We start from the raw sequence: 22,960 nt of genomic DNA, 5'->3' as shown, positions 1-22,960 counted from the left end.
GCGGACGCCAGCGTGGCGTACTTCATCGGTCCTGCGCATCGAACTCCTCCCCGTGTTCCTCTACTCACGTCGCCGCGTCCGTATTCCCGATCGCGGCTCTTCCGTATCGTGTTGTCACGCCTGATCACCCGCGCTCGTCGGCAACGCGGCCGCGCCATGCGGAGACGCGCTTTGCCGAATCGTGGGTTCCTTCGATTTCGGCGCCGTGCGGGCGAGGCCGGCCAGCGCGGCCTTGCGCCGCCGCCGGGCCTGCAATTGCTGATCCGCCAGCACGCCGATCAGAATTACGGTGCCCATCACCGCGAAGTTCAGCGAATTCGGAATGCCGAGGATGTTCACGAGGTTCTGCAGCACCTGCAGCAAGGCCGTCCCCAGCACGATACCAAGGATGGAGCCTTCGCCGCCGCGCAGGCTGCAGCCGCCGAGCACGGCCGCCGCAATCGCATAGAGCTCGTAGAAATTGCCGAAGGAGCTCGGCGAGACCGAGTTGGTGTAGAACACGAACAGCACGGTCGAAACGCCGGCGAGGCCGCCGCTGATGACATAGGCGGTCGCGATCACGAGGTTCGTCCTGATGCCGGAGAAACGCGCCGCTTCCTCGTTCTTGCCGACGGCATAGAGCCAGCGCCCGTAGACCGAGCGATGCAGCAGCACGCCGAGGATCACCGCCAGGATGATCAGAAAGATGAAAGTGTTCGGAATGCCCGCGACATTGCCGGAGGCGATGTTGCTCAGCGTGCTGGCCTCGTCGCCGTAGCCGAAGCCGCGCGTCGAATCGCTGGTGTAGTAGCGTGCGGCGCCGCGATAGATCAAAAGCCCGCACAGCGTCACGATGAAGGGCTGCATCTTCAGCCGGGTGATCAGGAAGCCCTGGATGCCGCCCAGCGCCAGCCCGCCCATCAGGACCAGCAGCAGCGCGAACGGCCAGGGCACCTGATACGTCGTCAGCAGGTCGATGAAGACGACGCCAAGCAGCGCGAACATCGAGCCGAGCGAAAGATCGATGCCTCCGGTGATGATGACGAGCCCTTCGCCCAGCGCGAACACACCGAACAGGCCGATCAAATTGGCCATGTTCAGTAGGTTCACGAACGACAGAAAGGCCGGGTTGATCGCGCCGGTGATGGCGGAGATCACCGCCAGCAGCAAGAACAGGCCGAGTTCTTTCTTCATCATGACGCAGCGGCCTCCATGGTCTCGAGCGTTTGGCCGACCGCCAGCCGCAACACGTTGTATTCGCTGAACTGGTCGCGCTCGAGCACGCCGCTGACGCTGCCTTCATGCATCACTGCGACCCGGTCCGAGACGCCGATGACCTCCTCCATGTCGGAGGAGATCATCACGATGGCGACGCCCTGGTCGGCGAGGCTGCGCATCAGCGCGTAGATCTCGCTCTTGGCGCCGACATCGATGCCGCGGGTCGGCTCGTCGAAGAACATCACGCGCGGCTGCATCGAGAGCCATTTGCCCAGCACCACCTTCTGCTGGTTGCCGCCGGAGAGCGTCACCGCTTCGATGTCGATGCTCGGCGCCTTGATCGACAGGCGCCTCGCCTGATCTTTTGCGATCTTGCGCTCGGCGGTGCCGTTGACCAGCCACATCCGCGCATAATCCAACAGGCTCGCGAGCGTCACGTTTTCGCGAATCGGCAGTTCCAGCACCAGCCCGGATTTCTTGCGGTCCTCCGGCACCAGGTAGATTCCCTGCCTGATCGCATCGCGCGGCGAGGCGACACCGACCGGTGCGTTGTCGATCCTGATCTCGCCGCCCAGCAGCGGGTCGATGCCGAACACGGCGCGGGCAAGCGAGGTGCGGCCGGCGCCGACGAGTCCGGCAAGGCCAAGGATCTCGCCGCGCCGCACCGAAAGATCGATCTGCCGGTCGGGAAAGGCCGTCGTCACGACGCCCGCGATGTCGCAGCCGCCCGGCTGCGGCGCGTGCGCCGGGGGTGTGTACAGCGCCTTCAGGTCGCGGCCGATCATCAGCCGGATCATGGCGGCGTGGCTCAGCTCGTTCCGCGCCAGCTCCCCCACCGTGCGCCCGTCGCGCAGCACCACGACGCGATCGGCGCAGCTCATGATCTCACCGAGCCGGTGCGAGATGTAGATCACCGAAATGCCGTGTGCCTTCAGGTCGGCGATCACCTCCAGCAGCCGTTCGGTCTCCGAAATCGTCAGGCTCGAGGTTGGCTCGTCCATGATGATCACGCGCGCGTCGATCGAGAGCGCCTTGGCGATCTCCACCATCTGACGCTCGGCGATCGACAGATTGTCGACCAGCGTGCTCGGCGTGAAATCGGCGCCCAGCCGTTCCAGCAGCGGCGTCACGCGAGCGCGCATCTCGGCATTGTCCACCAGCTTCAGCGGGCCGCCGGCAAGCTTCTCGCGCCCGATGAAGACGTTGGCTGCGACGTCGAGATTCTCGAACAGGTTCAGCTCCTGGTGCACGAAGGCGATGCCGGCGAGCGTCGCCTCGTTCACCGTCATCCGGGCGTGCTCGGTGCCGCCGATGCGGATCACGCCCGCGCTCGGTGCGATCACGCCTGCCAGCACGCGCATCAGCGTCGACTTGCCGGCGCCGTTCTCGCCGATCAGGCCCAGCACCTCGCCGCGGCAGATGCGCAAATTGACGTCGTCGAGCGCCCGGACGCCGGGATAGGTCTTGCTGATTCCGCTGAGTTCCAGCAGCGTTTCCGCCATGCGGCATGTCCTCCTGCACACCGCCCGGCGGCCGTGGCGGCCGGGCGGTGAAGCCGACTGAAGTTACTTCTTCAACAGGTCCTTCAGATTCGCGGCGAACTCCGCGACGTTGGCCTTGCTGATCACCTTGGTCGGCACGATCAGCTTGCTGTCCTTCGGAATCCAGGACTTGTCGCCGTTCAGCGTCTTGATGATGTTGGTGGCGGAGAGATAGCCGAACTCGTACGGCTGCTGCACGACGGTGGATTCGATCGTGCCGTCGGAAATGCCCCGCAGCGTGCGCTGATCCTCGTCGAAGCCGACGATCTTCACCTTGCCGGCCTTGCCCGCGGCCTTCACCGCATCATAGATCAGCGGGGTCTCGTAGCTCCACAGGCCGGACAGCAGCGCGATATCGGGATATTTGACGAGCACGTTCTCCATGTTCGCCTTGGCCTTGGCGAAGTCGACCTGGTCGGTGAACACGTCGACCAGCTCGACCTTGGTGCCGGCGATCGATTCCTTGATGCCCTGCACCCGCTCACGGGCGTTGTCGGCGTCCATCGTTCCGACGAACAGCGCGATCTTGCCGCCGTTCGGCAGCGCCTTCTTGATCTCCTCGCCGGCCTGCCGTCCGGCCGCGACGTTGTCGGTGCCGATATAGGCGAGGCGATTGCTCTGCGGCGCGTCGCTGTCCGTCGTGATCAGCACGGTCTTGGCCGCAACCTTGTTGAGTTCTTCGGTCGCATGCGGCGCGTCGTCGACGGAGATCGAGATGCCGGCGACGCCGCGCACCAGCAGGTCGTCCAGCTCGCGCCGCTGACCGGCCGCGGTGCCTTCATTGGTGACGATCAACTCGATATTGTAGTCTGGGTGCTCTTTCTGCGCCTTCTCAAGCCCGCGGCCCGCGATGGTCCAGAAGTCGGCCGCGACGTTGGTCACCAGCGCGATGGTCTTTTTTTGCTGCGCCTGTGCTATCCCCGTGGTCATCGCGAGCGCAGCTGCGCCCGCCAGCAGCGGCACGATCAACCTCTTCATTGAGTTATTCATATGCACCTCCCTGTCGATACCCCCCGCGAGGGGATTTCACGCCCGGCGCTTTTCACGCCTTATTTTATTCACGTAACTAATAAATTAGCGCGACAAAAAGTCCAGTCAAGGATGTTCGAGTCCCGCTGTTCAAGCAAAAATAGTAGGAAGGTGATGTATTTCAGTCGCAATCGATACTTTCTGGCCAATATCTGAGGCGTATCCGTTGAATAATTTTATCAAGCGAATTAAAAAAGCCGGCATGAATGAGCAGTCCGAACCGCTGAGACGCGCTTCAAGTCTGACCCGCGGATCGAACCGCGACCGTCTCGTTGAAGTCTTGCGGCGTCAGGGACCGTTGCCGCGCGTCGAGCTTGCACGCAGCACCGGGCTGAGCTTCCCGGCCATTTCGGCCATCACGTCGAAGCTGATGGCGGAAGACCTGCTGGTTGAGGCCGAGACCGATACGGCGACGTCGTGGCCGGACGATACCGACGACGAGGATACGGATGGGTTGAACGGCCGCCGCCGCGGCCGGCCGGCGGTCCTGCTGACCCTGAACCCCGAATTCGGCCGCATCATTGCGGTCTCGCTGCGCATGAATCTGGTCGAGACATTGATCGCCGATTTCAGCGGCGCGGCCCTGGCGCAATCGCGGCTTGAACTGACGACGCGCGGGCTCGATGCAGGCGCGGTGTGCGACCTCGTGATCGCGCAGATCGAGGCCATGCTCGAAGAGACGGCCACGCCGCGAGACCGGGTGCTGGGAATCGGGATTGCGCTGCAGGGCATCGTCGACGCCGACACCGGCCGGCATCTGTGGAGCCCAGCGCTGTCGATCACCGACGTCGATCTGGCAACGCCGATCCGCCAGGAATTCGGCGTCGAAGTCGTGATGGCGAACGACGCGGTCGCGGTGGCGCTCGCCCTTGTCGCAGCCGAGCCGGCACTGGCGCAGGGCCTCACGGCCACGCTGATGGTCGGTCACGGCATCGGCATGGGCATCATCGTCGACGGTGAAGCGCGCTGGGGGGCCGGCGCAGGCAGCGAGATCGGCCATGTCAAGTTGACGCCGAACGGTCCGCAGTGCCGCTGTGGTCAGCGCGGCTGCATCGAGGCCCATCTCGCCGACTATGCGCTCTACCGAGACGCCCGCACCTTTCTCGACCTGCCGCCGGCGGTGTCGCAGCAACCGTCCGAGGCGCAGATGGCGCTGCTCCGGGCGCGGGCACGCGCCGGCGATCCGCGTCTCGAACAGTTGTTTCGGCAGGCTGGCCACGCGCTTGCCGAGGCGGTCGCCACGACGATATCGGTGCTGCGCCCGCATCATCTGATCCTCGCAGGTCCCGGCCTGCAGGCGTTCGACATGATGCGCAGTGCCTATGAGGAACGGCTCGAGCAGGCGGTGCTGCCGTGGCTGCTCAAATCCACGGCGATCCATGTGCGTCCCAGCGAGTCGGCGACGATTGTCGACGGCATGGTGCGGCGGACGCTACGGGTCGTGGACCGAAGCCACATGGAGACAACCGAGTGAAACCTCGGGAGCTGCGGCCCTTTGCTTGAGCCGCAGCAATGCAACTGACGCCCTTCAGGCGCCAAATCGTGAGGATGCCAATGCAGGGTGCTATTTATCCAAGCCTCAAGGACCGGACCGTCCTGGTCACCGGTGGCGGTTCCGGCATCGGCGAGGCGATCGTCCGCCAATTCGTCAGCCAGGGCGCGCGGGTCGGCTTCATCGACATCGATCTGACGTCCTCGGAGCAACTGCTGTCCGATCTGGGGGCGCAAGCGCGCGTGCACTTCGAACACGCCGACCTGCGCGACATCGGCGCGCTGCGCCGCGCGATCGCCGGCATCCGCGAGGCGCTCGGGCCGATCACCATCCTGGTCAACAACGCAGCGCGCGATGATCGTCACACGATCGAGGACGTCACACCGGAATTCTGGGACGAGCGGATCGCCGTCAACCTGAAGCATCAGTTCTTCAGCGCCCAGGCGGTCGCACCCGACATGAAACAGGCGGGCGGCGGTGCGATCATCAATATCGGATCGGTGAGCTGGGTGATCGGCCAGGGCAACATGCCCTGCTACACCACGGCGAAATCAGCGGTTCAGGGCCTCACCCGCGCGCTGGCCCGCGATCTCGGGCCGCACAATGTGCGGGTCAACTCCATCCTGCCCGGATGGATCATGACCCAGCGGCAGCAGGATCTGTGGCTGACGCCCGAAGGCGTCACTGAACTGATGCAGCGGCAGTGCCTCAAGCGCAAGCTCGTGCCTGACGACATCGCCCGCGTCGTGCTGTTTTTTGCCGCCGACGACAGCGGCGCCTGCACCAACCAGAGCCATATCGTCGACGGCGGCTGGGTCTAGCGATTCAATCGACGGCGTTGACGCGCCGGACGGGACGCGGGTTCGCTGCTATTTGTCGTGAGCTGTCTGATACGACCGTATCAGATTGTCCGTCCATGCATCGGCGATGTGGGAAAGGGCCAGATCCTGCGTGCGATCGAGCAGGAGTTCGAGCACGCGCGGCGGGGTCAGTGGAAGCGCCTGGACGCGCTTGCCCGTGGCGTTTGCAACGGCGCAGGCGACGGCCGCTCCGACATTGAGGATCGGCACCTCGCCGGCGCCCTTGGTGCCGAGCGGTCCGATTGACGGCGCCCCTTCATAGAGACTGATTTCGACCGGCACGACATCGAGCGCCAGCGGCACGCGATAGGTTTCGAAGCCGTTCTGGCAGACCCGGCCGTTGCTGCCGATCGTGACTTCCTCGTGCAACGCATAACCCAGCCCCTGCACGACACCGCCCTGGATCTGGCCATGGATCGCGCGCGGGTTCAGCGCGCGGCCGACGTCCTGGACCACGCGATAGCTCAGCACCTCGACATGTCCGGTTTCCGGATCGACCGCGACCTCGCAGTCGTGGACCGCGAAGACAGGGATGTCGATCGCGTCGATGAAATGTCCGGCCACGCAGCCGGGCATCGCGGGCACGCCGGCGCCGGTGAAGGCGCCGGTGCCGGAGACCGGACCACCCAGCGCCTGGGCGCGGGTCGCGACCTCCATGACGGTACGGCCGGAGCCCGGCGCGCCGGCGATCTCGATCCGCCCGCCGCGCATGACGAGATCATCGGGCGCAGCCTCGATCATCTCGGAGGCGACCTTCAGCAGCTTGGTGCGCACCTCCTGCGCTCCCGACAGGCTGGCGGCGCCGAGCGAGACGGTGGTGCGGCCGCCGCCGACGCCGACGTCATAGCCGGCCGCATCGGTATCGGCTGCGCGCACGACCACATGCTCGGGCGCGATGCCGAGCGTGCTGGCGACGATCTGCGGCAGGCTCTGCATCATCGAGCCGGATCCGATTTCAACGCCCGACGTGACCAGCGTCGCCGTGCCGTCGGCATTCATGTTCACCGTTGCGGCCGATGGGCCGACGAAGACGAACCAGGTGCCGACGGTGGTCGCGCGTCCATAGAGCCGGCCGTCGCTGCGCGCTGGCGGCGGCGCAGCCGCATCGCGCAGCGTATCCATCCGCTCGAGCATCGGGCCGAGCACATCGCCTTCGAAGATTTGGCCGGTGGCGCCGAGATCCTTGTCGCCGAGCACATTGCGGCGGCGGAACGCGAGCGGATCCATTCCGATCCGCGCCGCGATCTCGTCGGTGTGCCGCTCGAGCGCAAAGGTGTTGTAGACCCCGTTGCAGCAGCGGAACGCGCCATTCGGCGCCGTGTTGGTGTAGATCGCGCGCGAGACCATGCGCACGCTGCCAAGCTTGTAGTTGCCGCCGAGCGTGTGCGCGGTCATGGTGGTCAGGAAGATCTGTTCGCCGCCATAGGCGCCGCAATCCATCAGGACCACCGCCTCGCGCCCCACGATATCTCCCTCGCGCGTCACCGCCGAGCGGATGCGGATATCGGCATTCTCGCGGAACAGGCAGGTGAGCATCTCCTCCTCGCGCGAATTGACGAGGCGCACCGGCCGGCCGCTGGCGCGGGCGAGCAGGGCGGCGAACGGTTCGACTGCCAGATCGAACTTGAGGCCGAAGCCGCCGCCGACCGGCGGCACCGTAACGCGGACCTGCGACGCCGGTACGCCGAGCAGGCGCGCGGTCGCGTTGCGGATGCCCCAGGGGACCTGCGTCGACGTCTCGATGTGGAAGCGTCCATCCTCGTAGCTTGCGACCACCGCACGCGGCTCGAAAGCGACGTGGTTCTGCCGGCCGACGCGAAAGCAGCTTTCGACGATCTCGACGTCAGGCCGGGCAAAGGCGGCATCGACGTCGCCGCGAACGACGGTCGCCTCCCAGGCGACGTTGCCGCCGCGCGCGCTGCCTTCGAGCAAGACCTCATAGCTGCGCCAGTCCGGATGAACCAGGCTTGCATCCGGCTTCAGCGCGTCCGCCATGGTCAAGACGGCGGGGAGCGGCTCGATCTCCACGTCAATCGCCGCGAGCGCGGCTTGCGCCTGCGCCAGCGTGACGGCTGCGACCGCGGCGAGCGGTTCGCCGTCGTAGCGGATGACGTCGCGGGCGAACAGCGGATGATCGGCGATGCCGATCCCGATCATGCCGGGCGCATCGGCCGCCGTCACGATGGCGCGCACGCCGGGCATGCGGGCTGCTCTCGAGGTATCGAGACGCATGATCCGCCCTGCCGGCACACCGGCGCGCAGCACCGCGGCGTGCAGCATGCCCGGCAGATAGCGATCGATGGTGTAGCGCGTGCGGCCGCGCAGCTTGTCGGCGGCGTCACGCCGGCGCAAATCCATCGTTGCAGAAACGTCGGACATCCCAGCGCCCCCCGCTCAAGCCGTCGCCAAGGCGAGCAATGTCGCCTCGACGATGCGTTCATAGCCGGTGCAGCGGCAGATGTTCCCGGTCAGCGCCGCGCGGATATCGTCACTTGTGGCATCCGGCCGTGTCGTCAAGAGATGCGTCAGGCTCACCACCATGCCGGGAAAGCACATGCCGCATTGCACGGCATCGCTGACCTCGAGTGCGGCCTGGATCCGGTTCAACTGGCCGAGCGGCGCAAGGCCTTCGACGGTCTGGATCTCGCGGCCATCGGCCAGCGCAGCCGGCAGCAGGCACGAAGGCGTCGGCTCGCCGTCGACCAGCACCATGCAGGCGCCACAGAAGCCTTCGCGACAGACCGGCTTCGCGCCGGTCAGATGCATCTCCTCGCGCAGGACATCGACCAGCGGGGTGGCAGGCTCGGCCGCGGAGGAGAGGCGATCGCCGTTCACGGTCAGATTGAATCCCATGTCATCCCCGCGCTTTCATGAGCCACGTGCAGCGATCACTGCACGGCGGACGAGGCCGGGTAGCACGCTGACACGATACCAGGCCGGTGCATCGACGCTGTCGCGGCCGATGAATTCGCCGGTGAGTTCGGCCGCAATCCGTGCAGCTTCCGCGGCGTCGAGCGGACGTCCAAGAAGTGCGTCTTCAAGCGGCGGCCAGCGGCGCGCGCTCGGTTCGACCGACCCGACCGCGATTCGCGCCACCCGGACGCGGTTCGCCGCATCGACGCTGACCGAAAGGCTGACGATGGCGACCGGATAGTCGCCGGACCTGCGCAGCGGCAGGCGGATATGCGCCGTCCTGCATTCCGCCCGCGGCACGATGATCCGCGTCACGATGCGGCCGGCTGCGAGCTTTGATCGGACCTCGAGGAAATGCGCCAGGCTGATGCGCTCGCGACCGTTGCGGTCCGCGATCTCGACATCGGCATCGAGACAGAGCAGCGCCGGCACGCAATCCGCCGCGGCGAAGTCTGACGTCGACAGATTGCCGCCGATTGTCGCCATCGCGCGGATCGCCGGGTTGGCGGAGCGTCCGGCGGCCGCGACGAGGCCGGCAAATTCTGGAAGGTCGGCCAACGCCGCCGCAAGCGCCGCGTGCGTGACGGCCGCGCCGATCTCGACTGCGTTGCCGCTGATCCGGATTGCCGAGAGCTCGGCGATCCTTCCGATCGCGACATAGTGAGTCTTGAGCGGCTCGTGACGGATCGGCGATCGCATGATCCATGTGCCGCCGGCCAGGGGAGCACCGGCGGCGCCATATTCGCTCAGCGCATCGCGTGCTGCGGCGAGCGAGGGCGCGACGTAGATCGAGGCCGGCGTAACGCGCGCCGCGACCGGGATGTTCTGGATCGGTGTGCCTGACATCATGCGCTCCGCTCCTGCCGCAGCCGATCCAGCAGCACGCCGATGATGACGATCGCGCCGAGCACGACCATCTGCACGTATCCGTCGATCCGGGTGAGGTTCATGCCGTTGGAGAGAATGGTGATGAACAGGGCGCCGAGCACCGCGGTGCCGACGCCGCCGCGCCCGCCGGCGAGGCTCGTTCCGCCGACCACGGCGCCGGCAATCGCCTGCAGCGAGAGCGCGCCGCCGAGGTTCGGTTCACCCGATCCGGTCCGCGCCGTCATCATGATTGCGCCCAGCGCGGCAAGCCCCGAGCACAGCACATAGGTCGCGACCAGAATGCGTTTCACCGGCAGGCCGGCGACCGCCGCGGCGCGCGGGTTGGTGCCGATCAGATAGAGCGAGCGGCCGAACACGGTGCGGGCCAACAGCAAATGCAGTCCGAGGCCGACTGCGACGGTGATCGCAATCGCCGCCGGCAAGCCGAAGATGCTGCCGCTGTAGAAGATCTGTGAGAACGGCGCCGGCACGCCCTGCACCGGCCGTCCGGACGAAAGCGTGGTCGCGATCCCGATCGCGATATTGTAGCTGCCGAGGGTCGCGACGAACGGATTGACCCCGAACAGCGCGACGACCACGCCGTTGAACAGGCCGCACGCGATACCGAGGGCGAAGCCGGCGCTGAGCCCGGCAAGCAGCACGGCGACCGTGCCATGGCCCGAGGCCGTCGCACCGGCCATCGCCAGCGCGCTGCCGACGCTGACCATCGACACCGTCGGGCCAAGCGCGAGGTCGAAGCCGCGGGTCAGGATGACCACGGTCTGCGCCATCGCGAACAGCGCCAGATAGCTGGTCTGCTGTGCGATGTTGAGCAGGTTGGCCGGCGACAGCACGCCATGGTCGACGGCGGCGAAGCCGAGCAGCAGCAGCGCCAGCGCGACCGGCAGCACGGCGCTCCAGAGCCGGTGGCTCAGCGCGAGCTTCGGACGGTCGGTGTCCTTGGCGGCAACGGTCAATTCGAGGTCAGACACGTGGCTTGCTCCGTCGGCTGAGTTCGTCGAGCGCCACGGCTGCGACCATGATGACGCCGAGGAAGACCGGCTGAAGCCGCGAGTCGACGTGCAGGAGGTTGAGCGCGTTGCCGAGGATGGTCAGGAACAGTGCGCTGATGGCGACGATCTCGATGCGCCCGACGCCGCCGCGCAGGCTGACGCCGCCGATCACGGCGGCGGCGATCGATTGCAGCATCATCCGGTCGCCGCCGAAGCTGGCCTGGCCGGAGCCGACCTGCGCGGTCAGCAGAATGCCGGTCAATGCCGCAAGGACGCTCGATACGACGTAGGTGCCGACGATATGACGCTGGATGGTCACGCCCGACACCACCGCCGCATCGACATTGCCGCCGATCGCGTAGACGTAACGGCCGAACAGCGTGCGCCGCTGTGCAAACACCATCACCAGGATCACGATCAGGGCGATGTGGGCGGCGGTCGGCAGACCGAGCGCCTGGGCGCGGCCGAAGCCCTTCACGAAGATCTCGGGCATCCCGTAAACCGGGATGCCGTTGGTGATCATGAGGCCAACACCGGCGGTGGCGGACATCGTGCCCAGCGTCACCACGAAGCCGGAGACCTTGAGCCTTGCCACACAGAAGCCGTTGACGAGCCCGACCACGGCCCCGGATCCGAGCCCGGCCGCGACACCGCTTGCAATGATCAGGGCGTTGTTGCCGGGAAACGCGGCGGCGGTCGCAGCCATGGCTTTTGCGGTGACGACGCTGGCAAGCGCGACCACCGCACCGACCGAGAGATCGAAGCCGCCCGCGATGATGACCAGTGCCTGGCCGCAGGCGACGATTGCCAGCAGCGAGGCGTTGCGCAGGATGTTGAGGACGTTGATGAGGCCATAGAACTGCGCATCGACCGCCGACATGCCGGCCACGAGCAGCACAAGCAGAGCTGGCAGCAGCCCGATCCGGCCTGCGATCGACCGCAGGCTGATCGCGTGCCGCGGCGCTGCGGCGACCAGGGCCGTGTTCATGCAACCTCCGCGGTGAGATGCTCGCGGAAGAAGCTCGAAAGCACATTCTGTTCGGTCCTCTCGGCGCCGGTCAACTCGGCGGCGATGCGGCCCTGATGCATGACGTAGAGCCGGTTCGATAGCGCCAGCACCTCGGGCAGTTCGGAAGACACCACGATCACGGCGGCGCCGGTCTCGACGAGGCGCTTCATGAACTCGTAGACCTCGAGCTTGGCGCCGACATCAATGCCGACGCTCGGCTCGTCGAACAGGAACACGGTCAGCTCGCGCGTCAGCGCGCGTCCCAGCATCACCTTCTGGCGGTTGCCGCCCGACAGGGCGCCGGCGCTGCGTTCGATGTTCGGCGGCCTGAGCTGCAGCTGCTCCATGATGCCCGCGATCGTCACGCGTTCGGCGGCCTGCCGCAATACGCCGAAGCGGGCGAAGGCGGGCAGGTCGAGCCCGGTCATCGACGCGTTCTCGCGGATCGGACGGGACAGCGCGAGCCCTTCGGCGATCCGGTTGGCGGGGAAGTAGGCGACGCCCCGCTTCAAGCTGTGCCTCGGGGTTGGAAATTCGTAAGGCGCATCATCGATCCGGATCACGCCCGATGACGTGCGCTCGATGCCGTAGATCGCGCGGATCAGCTCCGACTTGCCGCAGCCGACGAGGCCCGCGATGCCGGTGATCTCGCCTGATCGGGCATGGAAGTTGACGTCTCTCACGCTGCCGTCGGCGAGCGTCAGGTTCTCGACCTCGACCATCACTTTGTCCGGCTGGTGGGTGATGGTCGGGAACAGCAGGTCAATGGTGCGGCCGGTCATCAATTCCACCAGCTCGCCGTCCGTCGACGTGGCGGCGTCGAGGGTCCGGATGTGACGGCCGTCGCGCAGCACGGTCACGCGGTCGGCCAGCGCGCGGATTTCGCGCATGCGATGCGAGACGTAGATCAGCCCGACATTCTGGCTCTTCAGGCGCGCGATCAGCTCGAACAGCCGTCCCGTCTCGCGCTCGGTCAACGAAGCGGTCGGCTCATCCAGGATCAGAAGGCGGACGCGGCCGAGCAGGGCCTTGGCGATCTCGGCCATCTGCTGATGGGCACGGGACAGGTCGTCGATCCGCTGCGCGGGATCGAGATCGAAGCCGAGCTCGTCGATCAGCGCGCTGGCGCGCTTGCGCATCTCGCGCGAATGCAGCACGCCGCCGCGCGTGACCTCGCGGCCAAGGAACAGGTTCTCTTCCACTGTGAGGCTCGGGATCAGCGAGAACTCCTGAAACACCGGGCTGATGCCGATCTCGCGCGCGCGCTGCGGCGTCAGGTGGTGGATCTCCTCGCCGCCGAAATGAAAGGTGCCTTCGTCGGGTGGAAACGTACCCGAGACGACATTGATCAGCGTCGACTTGCCGGCGCCGTTCTCGCCGAACAGGACGTGAAGTTCGCCGGCACGGACATCGAGATCGATGCGATCGAGCGCCCGGACGCCGGTGAATCGCTTCGAGATCCCGCGCAACTGAAGCAGGGGCGTGGCCGGCTTCGAATCGATCTCGACGTTCATCCGCGTCTCCGTGGCCGTGAGCAAGCGGGCGGGAGCCTCGCTCCCGCCCCGACCGTTCGGCCTACTTGCCATGCCTACTTGGCCTTGACCGAATAGACCGGCGTCCAGCTTGCAGGCGCCAACACGAGATCCATCTGCAATTTCGGCACGGTGGTCTTGTCGATGACGGTGGCCACCGGTTGGACGAGGCTCATGACGGGCTTCTTCTCGATGAGACGCACCGCCTGGTCGATCGCGATCGCGCCTTCGCCGACGGGATATTGGGTTGCGAAGGCGAGGATGTCGCCGCGGTTCAGCGCGTCGAGCATGGCCTGGTTCTCGTAGGACGACACGATCTTCAGGTCGCTTCGGCCGGCCTCGGCAACGGCGCCGATGGCCGCTTCGGCGGTGGGGGCGGTGCCCCAGATCACGTTCATGGCGGGATAGGCCTGCAGCGCGTCCTGGATCAGCTGAAGCTGCACGGCGACGCCGGAGTCGCCGAATTTCTCAGCGAGAATCTTGGCGTTCGGATTCTTGGCGATCGCCTTCTTGAAGCCCTCGTTGAACGACTCAGCCCAGCCCGAGCCGGCCGGGCCGGGGAACGTGACGATGTTGAGCTTGTCGGCGGGCTTGGCCTGCGCCAGCAGACCGGCGCCGGTGACCTCGCCCATCGCGACGAAGTCGACATAGTTGGCCGCGGGCAGCGCGTTCGGCGGCAGCGGATTGGTGACGCCGACCACCGGCACGCCCTTTGCCTTTGCCTCCTCGAACTTCTTGCTGAGGCCCGCGCCGGAGATGGCACCGACGATGATCGCATCCGGTCCGCTTGCCATGCAGTCATCGAACTGCGACAGCTGCTTGGGGAGGTTCTCATAGCCGCCGGCCTCGTAGAGGTTCATGTTGACGTTCATCGCCTCCGCCTGCTTCACGATGCCGTAGGCAACGGCGACCCAGAAACTGTCCTTCATGTGCGGAAACAGCACGCAGAGCTTGTAGGGCTTCTCGGCCTTCGGAAGCGGCGTGTAGTCCGCAGGCTTCGGCGCGCCGGATGACGCGTCGTAGACCTTCATTGGAAACCACGGCGTCTCGGTCCCCGCCGCCGCCGGCGTGGCGGCGCTGGCAAGAGCGAGGGCGGCGGCAATGCCGAGCACGGAGCGGATCGGCCACAGCCGGTTGGAAGAAAGGCACGTCGAGATCGTCATAGCGCAATCCTCATGGTTTGAATGAAAGTGCAGGGCGGCGGCTTCTCGTCCTCTTCTGGTGGATGGGCCGCGCCGTCTGCCGGCGGCGCGGCTGTCGATGACGGTCAGCCGGCTTGCCACATCGCGACCGAGCGCCGCTCGAACGCTTCGCGGAACTGGCGGGTGGATTCGGCAAGCAGCGCGCCGGTGCCCCAGTCGAGGATCACGGCGTGCTTGCGGATCACGTCGAACGCGTTGAGCTCTCCGCTGCGATAGCGCTGCGCCACCGTCTCCGGATCGAGCCGGACATTGGCGACGCGCTCGGAGCGGATCCTGGCGCGGAGCGCGGCGGTCGCGACCTTGTCGACCTCGTAGTTGCAGAGCTCGGCATCGATCGTGTGCACCACGACGCCATAGTCCTTGGCGGCGCGCTCGACCGAGACATAGTCGTCCTTGATGTCCTCGATCACGAGGTTCGGATCGCGTTCCAGCGGATCACCGAACCCGCCGCCGCCGGCGGTCGGGCGCGAAAATACGTCGCCTTCGCCGATCGGAACGTCCGAGAAGATCGAACCGAGCCGCTCCTCGGCCGCGCTGCCGGCGCGCCTCAAGGTCAGGCCGTGCGGCATCGACGGCAGGCCGCCCTCGATGCCCCACACGATGGCGCGCTCGCGGTCGCAGATATAGGAGATCACTGTCTTCTCGGCCTGCAGCATCCGCGACGTCTTCACCACGCCCGCGCCGCCGCGCCATTTGCCGGGGCCGGGCGAGTCCGTGAGGATCTCGCATTCGGTGGTCAGGATCGGGTTGGCGCGCTCCTGGCCCTCGACCGGCTGCGACATCAGCCCGGTGCCGAAGCAGGCGGTGGTGACATTGCTGCCGTCCTTGCCGTTGCGTCCCCCCCAGCCGCCGGGCAGCCAGTCGTAGAACATGAAGATCGGCTTGTCGGCGCTGCGGGCGTCGAGCCCGCCGGTGAGCAGATATTCGAGGTTGAAGGCGCAGGCGAGCGCGCGCTCCGGCATCAGCTTCGACCACATTTCGTAGATCGAATTCATGATCTTCTCGAACGGCATCAGGAAGCCGGTCACCGCGATCGGCCATTTGGCATCGACGATCGAGCCTTCGGGGGCGATGATCTCGAAGCAGCGATAGAAGCCGGAATTGAGCGGCAGATCGGGGAAGAAGGTCTTCATGCCGGCCGCAACCGCCGAGAAGGTGGCGCCGAACGCCGAGTTGTAGATCGAGCCGATGGTCGGATGGCTGCCGGTGAAGTCGTAGATCGCGCGGTCGCCCTTGATCGTCATCTTGATGCGGATCGGGATCATGCCTTCGCCGCCGGCCGGATCGCGGTCGATGAAGTCGACGGTTTCCCATTCGCCGTCGGGCAGCGCCGCGATGCGCTGGCGCGCCGAGCGCTCGACATAGTCCTGGACCGCGGCAAGCCCGGTCTCGACGGTGTCGCGGCCGTATTTGCCGACCAGGCGCAGGATCTCGCGTTCGCACACGGCGGTGGCTTCGGCCTGCGCCTGAATGTCGCCGATGATCGAGGCCGGGTCGCGGGTGTTGGAGGCGATCAGATGCGCAACGTCCTTGCGCAGGCCGTTCTTGTCGAACAGGCGGACCGGCGTGATGCGCAGGCCCTCGCGGAACATCTCGCGGGCGGCGACGTCGAACGATCCCGGCACGCTGCCGCCGACGTCCGACCAGTGTCCGTTGGACTGGCTGAAGGCGATGATCTTGCCGTCGGCAAAGATCGGGCGGATCAGCCGCACGTCGGAAAAGTGCGTGCCGCCGGCATAGGGATCGTTGATCGCAAAGACGTCGCCTTCATGCATGTCGCCCTCGAAATGGCGCATCACGTCCTTGCAGGTGAAATGCAGCGTGCCGACGTGGACCGCGATATCCTGGTTGCCTTGCGCGGCGCATTCGCCGTTGGCGTCATGCAGCGCGCTCGAGAAGTCGCGGTTGTAGATCACGAAGGAGTAGCAGGTCCTTAAGACCTGCTCGCCCATCTGGTCGACGCTGGTGATGAAGGAGTTCTTCAGGACCTCGAAGGTCACGGGATCGAGCGGGAGGGCCGTGGCCATGGTTCACTCCTTCACGCGAATGATGATGTTGAGATATTTGTCGACCTCGGCGCCGGCGCCGGGCGGCACGACGGTCGTGGCATCGAGCTGCTCGATGATCGCGGGGCCTTGAAAGGAGAAGCCGCAGGGCAGGTCGTCGCGCTGATAGACGGGCGTATCGAGCCCGCTGCCTTCGAACCAGACCCTGCGGTGGCCAACCGGCGCGGGGCTAACACCGGTCGGCGCGTGAACGGCAAATTCGGCCTTGGGAACCACACCGACCGCCTTCAGGTTGAGGCGGAAGAAGCTGACCGGTGCACTGTCGCGGCGGAAATTGTATTCGCGCTGGTGCTCGGCGTGGAAGCTCTGCACCAGGTCGGCGATCGCGCCGATCGGCTGCGGCGCATTCACAGCAAGTGAACGCCACTGGCCGCGATACATCATGTCGATCGAGCGCTGCAGCACGATGTCGTTCTGCGCGACGCCCTCATGGGTGAGACGCGCGAGCGCGGCCTTCTCGAGTTCGGCGAACTGTGCCTCGATTTCGGCAGCGTCGGCGTCGGCCGCGTCGACCATGCAGCTCTGCGAGAAATCGTGCTGCATGTCGACGAGCAGGCATCCGAGCGCGGAGGTCACGCCGGGATTCGGCGGCACGATCACGACCGGAATCGACAGCTCGCGCGCGACGTCGACGCCATGCAGCGCGCCGGCGCCGCCGAACGCCACCAGCGCGAAGTCGCGCGGATCGTAGCCGCGGCTGATCGAGATCAGCCGCACCGCGTCCGACATGTTGGCGTTGGCGACCTTGACGATCGCGTCCGCCGCCTCATGCAGGCCGAGGCCGAACGGCTTGGCGACGCCGCTCTCGACGGCCTGCCGCGCCAGCTCGGGGTCGAGCTTCACCTTGCCGCCGGCAAGGTCGGTGCCGAGCCGGCCCAGCGTCGCGTTGGCGTCGGTGTTGGTCGGCTGGGTGTTGCCGTTGCCGTAGCAGGCCGGTCCCGGGTGGGCGCCGGCCGATTGCGGGCCGTTGCGCAGGGAGCCGGCCGGGTCGGTCCAGGCCAGCGAGCCGCCGCCGGCGCCGATCGTGAGCACCTCGATCGAGGCGAAGCGGATCGGATAGCCGAATTCGATGTGCCAGTCCTTGGTGACGCGCGAGTGGCCCTCATAGGCGAGCGACACGTCGGTGGACGTGCCGCCCATGTCGAGGCCGATCGAATTGGGAAAGCCGCAGAGGCCGGCGATATAGCGGCTGGCGATGGCGCCGGCGGCGATCCCGGAGCCGGCGAGGCGGGCCGCGAAATCCTTGACGCTCGCCGGCGTCATCACCCCGCCGCCGGTGTGCAGCAACAAGAGATCGCGGGTGTAGCCCTCGTGGGCGAGGCGATCGCCGAGCCGGCTCGTGTAGTTGACGACGACCGGGCTCACGACGGCATTGGCGACCGTCGTCGAGAAGCGCTCATGCTCGAAGATCTCGGGAAGCACCTGCGAGGAGATCGACACCGGAATGTCGGGCATTTCGGCCAGCAGGATGTCGCGCATGGCGCGCTCATTGGCGCCGTTGAGATAGGCGTTCATGAAACAGATCGCGACGGCGGCGACGCCGCGGCGCTTGAGGATGCGGGCCACCTCGCGCGCGGCTTCGACGTCGAGCGGTTCGATCACCTTGCCGCCGGCATCGACGCGCTCGGGCACGGTCAGGCGATCGCGCCGCGGCACGTAGGGTCGCACGACGTCCTTGTAGGTGTCCCAGAGGTCCTCCTTGTTGGCGCGCCGGATTTCGATGACGTCGCGGAACCCCTTGGTCGTCACCACGGCGGTGCGGGGCAGGCGGCGCGTGATCAGCGCGTTGGTGGCAACCGTCGTGCCGTGCGAGAACAGCGCCACCCTGGACAGATCGATCCCGGCTTTGGACACGCCGCCCATGATCCCTTCGATCGGATCGCGCGTGGAGGAGGTCTTCTCGATGCGGATGAGACCGGTCGTCTCGTCCATAATGCAGATGTCGGTGAACGTGCCCCCAACATCGACAGCCACACGAAGGTCCTGCACCATGCGTCTTCCTTTCGAACAAGCGTTTCGCCGATCTTAGGCAGAGCGGCGGCCCGCCTTCTTGACGCTGAGCGCAGGAAGATTTGTGCGAGAGAGCGAACCGTATGGCGGGGGGTGCGTGCCGCGGACGGCGGCGGGCTGCCAAAGACGGCTGCCCAGGAAACGATCAGGCCGATGCGGTCGTGGTGTCGTCAGGCGTTGGCGGCGCGAGAGGTGGCGCGCGCTTCGCTCGGGGTGCAGCCGAACCGGCCGCGATAGTTGCGGCTGAATTGCGCCTGGTCGGCAAAGCCCCATTGATAGGCGATTTCCGAGATGCTCTTGCGGCAGCCCGCATCGCGCAGCAGGGCATCGCACATCGCCAGCCGCTGGTTGCGGATATAGGCGCAGACGGTCAGCCCCTCGCCTTCGAAGATCTGGTGCAGATAGCGCAGCGAGATGCCGCAGCCGTCGGCGATCATCTGCGGGGTGAGCCGCATGTCGTCGAGGCGGGCACGGATGAACTGCTCGCAGCGCAGCAGGTGGCCGTTACGTACCGAGGACGAGTGGCCGGTCAGCACGCGGTCGTCGGATTCGATGGCCATTGCGAGCAGCTCGATCAGGTGCTTGCCCATCAGCGTGCGCGCCGTCTCGTCCATTTCCTCGATCCGCTCACCGGAGAGCCGCAGCGTGTCGACGAACAGCGCGCCGACGCTGCGGCTGGCGTCGAATTGCAGGGTGGCGAGGCGTTCGGGCCGCGAAATGCGGCCGCGCAGCACCGCGCTCGGGATCTTCAGGCACCACAGCGCCGTTGGATCCTGATGGCTGAATTCGTAGGGCAGATGGCTGCGCTCGATCAGGAATGCGCCGGGACGGCAGTGCACGACCTTGCCGTCCTGCTCGAAGCGGATTTCCGCAAGCTCGGGCACCGTGATCAGGAAGGATTCCTCCCGCTCGCTCAGGAGGTGCCGCTCATGGCGCTTGTACAGCAGGCCATTGGCGATGTTTCGCGAGACCGAGAGCGGACCCATCGACCAGGCGCCGAGGCGCGCATCGAACTCGCGCGTGCTCGGGAAGCGCAGGTCGAGCGAGTAATAGGTCTTCGAGACGACCTCCTGCCAGTACTGGCGGCGGCTCTGCAACGGGATGTCGATGGTCGTGTAGGTGACTTGCATGTCTCACTCCCCGCCGCCGGCTGTGCCTCCGGTCGTCGTGTCCCCAGGCCAAAGTTTGGCGAGGACTGCCGGACGGCGTCAAGTCGAATAAAACGGAAACAGATATTCTAGATTTCGATCGCCTCCTCAGCCTGGTGCCGCTGATCCATGCTGACGGGGGGCCGCCCCGGCCCGACGCCTGCAACCGCGAAGCGCATGAAATCGTGGAACGCCATCGCTGCTTCCGATGGCCTGGTGTCGCGCCGCCAGGCCAGGCCGATATCCATGCTGGGCACCTCGTCCTCGATGACGCGGGTCTCGATCCGCTGTCCCTCCAGCGACCAGGGCCGGTAGATCAGGTCGGAGAGAATGGCGATCCCCATGCCGCCTGCGACCATCGAGCGCACGGCCTCGACCGAGGAGGTGCGGAAGATCGTGTTCGGCTCGAGCGAGGCATTGCTCCAGTAGCGCATCGAGGTGTGCTTGGCCTCGTCGACGGTGAGCATGACGTAGGGATAGGTTGCGATGTCGGCGAGATGGACCCGCTCGGCGCGGGTCAGCGGATGCTCGGGCGCAAGCCACAAGCGGCGCGGCGATCGCAGCAGCGTCTCGCTCGTCAGCATGGCGTTGTTGCGCAGGTTCGACACCAGCATCACAGCGAGATCGAGCGCGCCGTCGACGAGCGCACGTTCCAGCACGTCGCGCGGCGCCTCGAACAGCTCGATCGTGATGCCGGGAAAGCTTGCCTGGAAGCGTTTCTGGTGGCGCGGCAGGAAGTAGCCCGACACGGTGTAGGTGACGCCGATGCGGATCGTCCCGAACAGCGGTCCCGCCGACATCTGCGTGTTCCGCACCGCCTCGGCAACGGCGGCGAGGATCTGGCGGCCCTGGGACAGGAAGCGGCTGCCCTCCATCGTGACGGTGACGCCGTTCGGCGCGCGTTCCAGCAGGCGGGCGCAGACGGTCGCTTCGAGCTGCTGAATGGCCGCAGTGACTGCGGATTGCGAGACGTTGAGGTCGATCGCCGCCTGGCTGATGCGCCCGGTCTCGGCGGCGGCGACGAAGTAACGGATCTGTTTCAGAGAAACGGACATCGCGGTTGTTCCGATGTTGCCTAACTCATGAGCGGTGTTTCTCAGCCCGGCCGCATGCGCTGCAACTCTCGTGCCGACGGGCGCAGCTCTCGCGGTGAAGCCGACCTCAGGCACGATCCCCTGACCGGTGGTGCCGGCCGGGGACTCGCTGACGGATAGGGCGGCCCGGCGGCGATCACGCCAGGGCGCTGTGCAGCTTGCCGAGCAGTTCCGACCGGCTCTTGCGAGCCGCAAGCGCCTGATTCATGTCGACCTTGACGAACTTCACCGGTGTGTTGGGCTGCAGCTGGCCGATCAGGTCCATGTCCGCGGCGATGATGGTCCCAACCATGAAGTAGCCGCCGCCGGAGACTGCATCACGATGCAGCACGATCGGTTCGGTGCCGCCGGGAACCTGGATCGAGCCGTAGGGATAGCAGGCATCGGTGATGTTGGACGGGTCGGAGCCGGCGCCGAACGGCGGTTCGCGTGGAACGAATTCGAGCGGTTTGCCGCCTTTGAAGCGGTAGCCGATCCGGTCCGCCTCCGGCGCGACCTTCCAGGTGTCGGAGAAGAAGCCGTCGCCGGCCGCCTCGGTGATGCGGTGCCAGTAGAGCCCGGGCATCGCGCGCAGCTCGGTCGGCATTCCCGCCGGTTGCCCGCGCAATTCCCTGGCGACGCTGCGTCCATCCTTGGCTGCCGCGGCGGCATGGCCGATGGGCAATTCGTCGCCGGCCTCGAGCTTGCGGCCCTTGAAACCGCCGAGCGCGCCGAGCGCGTAGGTCGAGCGCGAGCCGAGAACGACGGGCACGTCGATGCCGCCGGCGACCGCGATGTAGCCGCGCGCACCCTGCTTGAGGAAGTCGAAGGAGAGGATCTGGCCGCGCTTCACCCTGAAGCTGGTCCAGGTTTCGCGCGGCTCGCGGTCGAGCTTCGGCGGCAGCTCCGCACCGGTGACCGCGACGATGGCGTCCTCGGTGAATTCGAGCTCGGGTCCCATGAACACGGCTTCGAGCACGGCTGCGCCTGCCTCGTTGCCGACCAGCAGATTGGCGGCCGCGAGCGCGTGACGGTCCATGCCGCCGGAGAGCGGGATGCCGATGTGATAATAGCCCGGACGTCCGAGATCCTGGACAGTGGTCGCAAGACCCGGCTTCAAAACCTTAACGGCCATGGAGGACTCCATCGAGCTTGGCGTTGTAGGCATCAACGTCGCGGTTGAACTCGGTCAGCGAGAACGAGACGTCGCGGATCACCGGCGCAAACCGGCCGGCGTCGACGTCGGCGACCGCTGCATCATAGGCCGCCCGGTCGATCGGCTTCCACTTCACGATGTCGCCCGGCCTGAACAGACACATGAAGTCGCGCAGATAGCTGATGTTCTGGTTGGGATCGTAGATCGGCATCGGCGTGATGCCGAACATCTGATAGCCGCCGGCGCCGCGCACCGAGTAGATGCAGCTGAAACAGCCGCCATGTCCGACGGTGAGCTTCGGCGTGTCGGTGCGCGGGCGCAGATATTTCGGCGCCTGAAGCTGCCGCTTGCGCTCGACCATCTGGTAGAGGAACGGCAGGCCGGCAACGAAGCCGACCATCGAGACGAACCAGGGCGCGCTGGAATGCGCCTTGATGAAGGCGTCGACGCTGTCGAGGCCGTTGATGCGCGCGGCATATTCGAGATCGGTTCCGTTTGGGTCTTGATGCCGCTCGCGGAAGCGCATCAGCGTCTCGTGCGTCCAGGGATCGTTGTAGAGCACGGGGATCTCGATGATCCGCGTCTTGATCACCGGTTCGGATTTCTCCGACGCGGAATCCAGCCGCTTCAGCTCGGTGAGGAGATCGTCCGGCTTGATCTGGTCGGGATCGAACTTGACCTGATAGGACGCGTTTGCCGGACAGATCTCGGTGACGCCCCTGATCTTCGCGTCGCGCACCGCGTTGGTGATGAAGAGGCTCTTGAAAAAGGCCTCGAGCGACATCGCCTCGCCGACCTCGGCGAAGATGTGCTCGTCGCCGCCGAAGGAAAATCGGGTTTGCATCACTAGCG

General features: G+C 66.2%; 18 protein-coding genes. 2 read left to right on the top strand and 16 right to left on the bottom strand.

The annotated features are described in order from the left end of the window. Positions 1–114: 114 nt before the first annotated feature. From FBZ93_RS18880 to FBZ93_RS18870, 3 genes are all read right to left on the bottom strand, one after another. A complete protein-coding gene (locus tag FBZ93_RS18880) occupies positions 115–1,176 on the bottom strand; it encodes an ABC transporter permease (RefSeq protein WP_146987378.1) in 1,062 nt (353 codons plus the stop codon). Beyond that, positions 1,173–2,699 carry a sugar ABC transporter ATP-binding protein gene (locus FBZ93_RS18875; RefSeq protein ID WP_146987376.1) on the bottom strand — a complete coding sequence of 509 codons (1,527 nt, stop codon included), beginning with the start codon at positions 2,697–2,699 and terminating at the stop codon, positions 1,173–1,175. The genes FBZ93_RS18880 and FBZ93_RS18875 overlap by 4 nt, the downstream gene beginning before the upstream one ends. 63 nt (positions 2,700–2,762) lie before the next feature. After that, positions 2,763–3,716 carry a sugar-binding protein gene (locus FBZ93_RS18870; protein ID WP_433995422.1) on the bottom strand — a complete coding sequence of 318 codons (954 nt, stop codon included), beginning with the start codon at positions 3,714–3,716 and terminating at the stop codon, positions 2,763–2,765. Between the two features lie 253 nt (positions 3,717–3,969). On the opposite strand from FBZ93_RS18870, the gene FBZ93_RS18865 reads away from it, so the two are divergent. Next, a complete protein-coding gene (locus FBZ93_RS18865; protein WP_146987373.1) occupies positions 3,970–5,241 on the top strand; it encodes an ROK family protein in 1,272 nt (423 codons plus the stop codon). A gap of 80 nt (positions 5,242–5,321) precedes the next feature. After that, complete coding sequence (locus FBZ93_RS18860; RefSeq protein ID WP_146987371.1) at positions 5,322–6,080, top strand: SDR family NAD(P)-dependent oxidoreductase; 759 nt, start codon at positions 5,322–5,324, stop codon at positions 6,078–6,080. A gap of 48 nt (positions 6,081–6,128) precedes the next feature. On the opposite strand, the gene FBZ93_RS18855 is transcribed toward FBZ93_RS18860, so the two are convergent. The 13 genes from FBZ93_RS18855 to FBZ93_RS18795 form a co-directional block, all read right to left on the bottom strand. Further along, complete coding sequence (locus FBZ93_RS18855; protein ID WP_146987369.1) at positions 6,129–8,498, bottom strand: xanthine dehydrogenase family protein molybdopterin-binding subunit; 2,370 nt, start codon at positions 8,496–8,498, stop codon at positions 6,129–6,131. Positions 8,499–8,513: 15 nt separating this feature from the next. Further along, positions 8,514–8,972, bottom strand: a complete 459-nt coding sequence (locus FBZ93_RS18850) for a (2Fe-2S)-binding protein (protein ID WP_146987368.1) — start codon at positions 8,970–8,972, stop codon at positions 8,514–8,516. Positions 8,973–8,987: 15 nt separating this feature from the next. Further along, positions 8,988–9,881 carry an FAD binding domain-containing protein gene (locus tag FBZ93_RS18845; protein ID WP_246667547.1) on the bottom strand — a complete coding sequence of 298 codons (894 nt, stop codon included), beginning with the start codon at positions 9,879–9,881 and terminating at the stop codon, positions 8,988–8,990. Beyond that, on the bottom strand, positions 9,878–10,891 hold the full coding sequence (locus FBZ93_RS18840) for an ABC transporter permease (protein WP_146987367.1): 1,014 nt from the start codon (positions 10,889–10,891) through the stop codon (positions 9,878–9,880). The genes FBZ93_RS18845 and FBZ93_RS18840 overlap by 4 nt, the downstream gene beginning before the upstream one ends. Continuing rightward, on the bottom strand, positions 10,884–11,900 hold the full coding sequence (locus tag FBZ93_RS18835) for an ABC transporter permease (RefSeq protein WP_146987366.1): 1,017 nt from the start codon (positions 11,898–11,900) through the stop codon (positions 10,884–10,886). The genes FBZ93_RS18840 and FBZ93_RS18835 overlap by 8 nt, the downstream gene beginning before the upstream one ends. Next, complete coding sequence (locus FBZ93_RS18830; protein ID WP_146987365.1) at positions 11,897–13,435, bottom strand: sugar ABC transporter ATP-binding protein; 1,539 nt, start codon at positions 13,433–13,435, stop codon at positions 11,897–11,899. The genes FBZ93_RS18835 and FBZ93_RS18830 overlap by 4 nt, the downstream gene beginning before the upstream one ends. A gap of 74 nt (positions 13,436–13,509) precedes the next feature. Further along, complete coding sequence (gene torT, locus FBZ93_RS18825) at positions 13,510–14,616, bottom strand: TMAO reductase system periplasmic protein TorT (RefSeq protein WP_146987364.1); 1,107 nt, start codon at positions 14,614–14,616, stop codon at positions 13,510–13,512. 104 nt (positions 14,617–14,720) lie between these two features. Continuing rightward, the gene (locus FBZ93_RS18820; protein ID WP_146987363.1) at positions 14,721–16,682 is read right to left on the bottom strand and encodes a hydantoinase B/oxoprolinase family protein; all 1,962 of its coding nucleotides are present in this window, start codon (positions 16,680–16,682) and stop codon (positions 14,721–14,723) included. 3 nt (positions 16,683–16,685) lie between these two features. Further along, complete coding sequence (locus FBZ93_RS18815; RefSeq protein ID WP_167529096.1) at positions 16,686–18,710, bottom strand: hydantoinase/oxoprolinase family protein; 2,025 nt, start codon at positions 18,708–18,710, stop codon at positions 16,686–16,688. 191 nt (positions 18,711–18,901) lie between these two features. Further along, positions 18,902–19,861, bottom strand: coding sequence for a helix-turn-helix domain-containing protein (locus tag FBZ93_RS18810; RefSeq protein WP_167529095.1), 960 nt, complete (start codon positions 19,859–19,861; stop codon positions 18,902–18,904). A gap of 107 nt (positions 19,862–19,968) precedes the next feature. Further along, positions 19,969–20,934, bottom strand: coding sequence for a LysR family transcriptional regulator (locus FBZ93_RS18805; protein ID WP_146987361.1), 966 nt, complete (start codon positions 20,932–20,934; stop codon positions 19,969–19,971). Between the two features lie 175 nt (positions 20,935–21,109). Further along, positions 21,110–22,087, bottom strand: a complete 978-nt coding sequence (locus FBZ93_RS18800) for a biotin-dependent carboxyltransferase family protein (RefSeq protein WP_146987360.1) — start codon at positions 22,085–22,087, stop codon at positions 21,110–21,112. Next, a complete protein-coding gene (locus FBZ93_RS18795) occupies positions 22,077–22,952 on the bottom strand; it encodes a 5-oxoprolinase subunit B family protein (protein ID WP_146987359.1) in 876 nt (291 codons plus the stop codon). The genes FBZ93_RS18800 and FBZ93_RS18795 overlap by 11 nt, the downstream gene beginning before the upstream one ends. Positions 22,953–22,960: the final 8 nt, after the last annotated feature.

It is taken from the genome of Bradyrhizobium macuxiense, from assembly GCF_007993935.1.
Lineage (GTDB): Bacteria > Pseudomonadota > Alphaproteobacteria > Rhizobiales > Xanthobacteraceae > Bradyrhizobium > Bradyrhizobium macuxiense_A.
The sequence above is the reverse complement of the archived record's forward strand: the minus strand, read 5'-3'. Positions and strand labels throughout refer to the sequence as shown.

Bases quoted from the DNA above. Each gene is read 5' to 3' on its own strand.
- FBZ93_RS18880 (WP_146987378.1), bottom strand. From the start codon at position 1,176: ATGATGAAGAAAGAACTCGGCCTGTTCTTGCTGCTGGCGGTGATCTCC.
- FBZ93_RS18875 (WP_146987376.1), bottom strand. From the start codon at position 2,699: ATGGCGGAAACGCTGCTGGAACTCAGCGGAATCAGCAAGACCTATCCC.
- FBZ93_RS18870 (WP_433995422.1), bottom strand. From the start codon at position 3,716: ATGAAGAGGTTGATCGTGCCGCTGCTGGCGGGCGCAGCTGCGCTCGCG.
- FBZ93_RS18865 (WP_146987373.1), top strand. From the start codon at position 3,970: ATGAATGAGCAGTCCGAACCGCTGAGACGCGCTTCAAGTCTGACCCGC.
- FBZ93_RS18860 (WP_146987371.1), top strand. From the start codon at position 5,322: ATGCAGGGTGCTATTTATCCAAGCCTCAAGGACCGGACCGTCCTGGTC.
- FBZ93_RS18855 (WP_146987369.1), bottom strand. From the start codon at position 8,498: ATGTCCGACGTTTCTGCAACGATGGATTTGCGCCGGCGTGACGCCGCC.
- FBZ93_RS18850 (WP_146987368.1), bottom strand. From the start codon at position 8,972: ATGGGATTCAATCTGACCGTGAACGGCGATCGCCTCTCCTCCGCGGCC.
- FBZ93_RS18845 (WP_246667547.1), bottom strand. From the start codon at position 9,881: ATGATGTCAGGCACACCGATCCAGAACATCCCGGTCGCGGCGCGCGTT.
- FBZ93_RS18835 (WP_146987366.1), bottom strand. From the start codon at position 11,900: ATGAACACGGCCCTGGTCGCCGCAGCGCCGCGGCACGCGATCAGCCTG.
- FBZ93_RS18830 (WP_146987365.1), bottom strand. From the start codon at position 13,435: ATGAACGTCGAGATCGATTCGAAGCCGGCCACGCCCCTGCTTCAGTTG.
- torT (WP_146987364.1), bottom strand. From the start codon at position 14,616: ATGACGATCTCGACGTGCCTTTCTTCCAACCGGCTGTGGCCGATCCGC.
- FBZ93_RS18820 (WP_146987363.1), bottom strand. From the start codon at position 16,682: ATGGCCACGGCCCTCCCGCTCGATCCCGTGACCTTCGAGGTCCTGAAG.
- FBZ93_RS18810 (WP_167529095.1), bottom strand. From the start codon at position 19,861: ATGCAAGTCACCTACACGACCATCGACATCCCGTTGCAGAGCCGCCGC.
- FBZ93_RS18805 (WP_146987361.1), bottom strand. From the start codon at position 20,934: ATGTCCGTTTCTCTGAAACAGATCCGTTACTTCGTCGCCGCCGCCGAG.
- FBZ93_RS18800 (WP_146987360.1), bottom strand. From the start codon at position 22,087: ATGGCCGTTAAGGTTTTGAAGCCGGGTCTTGCGACCACTGTCCAGGAT.
- FBZ93_RS18795 (WP_146987359.1), bottom strand. From the start codon at position 22,952: ATGCAAACCCGATTTTCCTTCGGCGGCGACGAGCACATCTTCGCCGAG.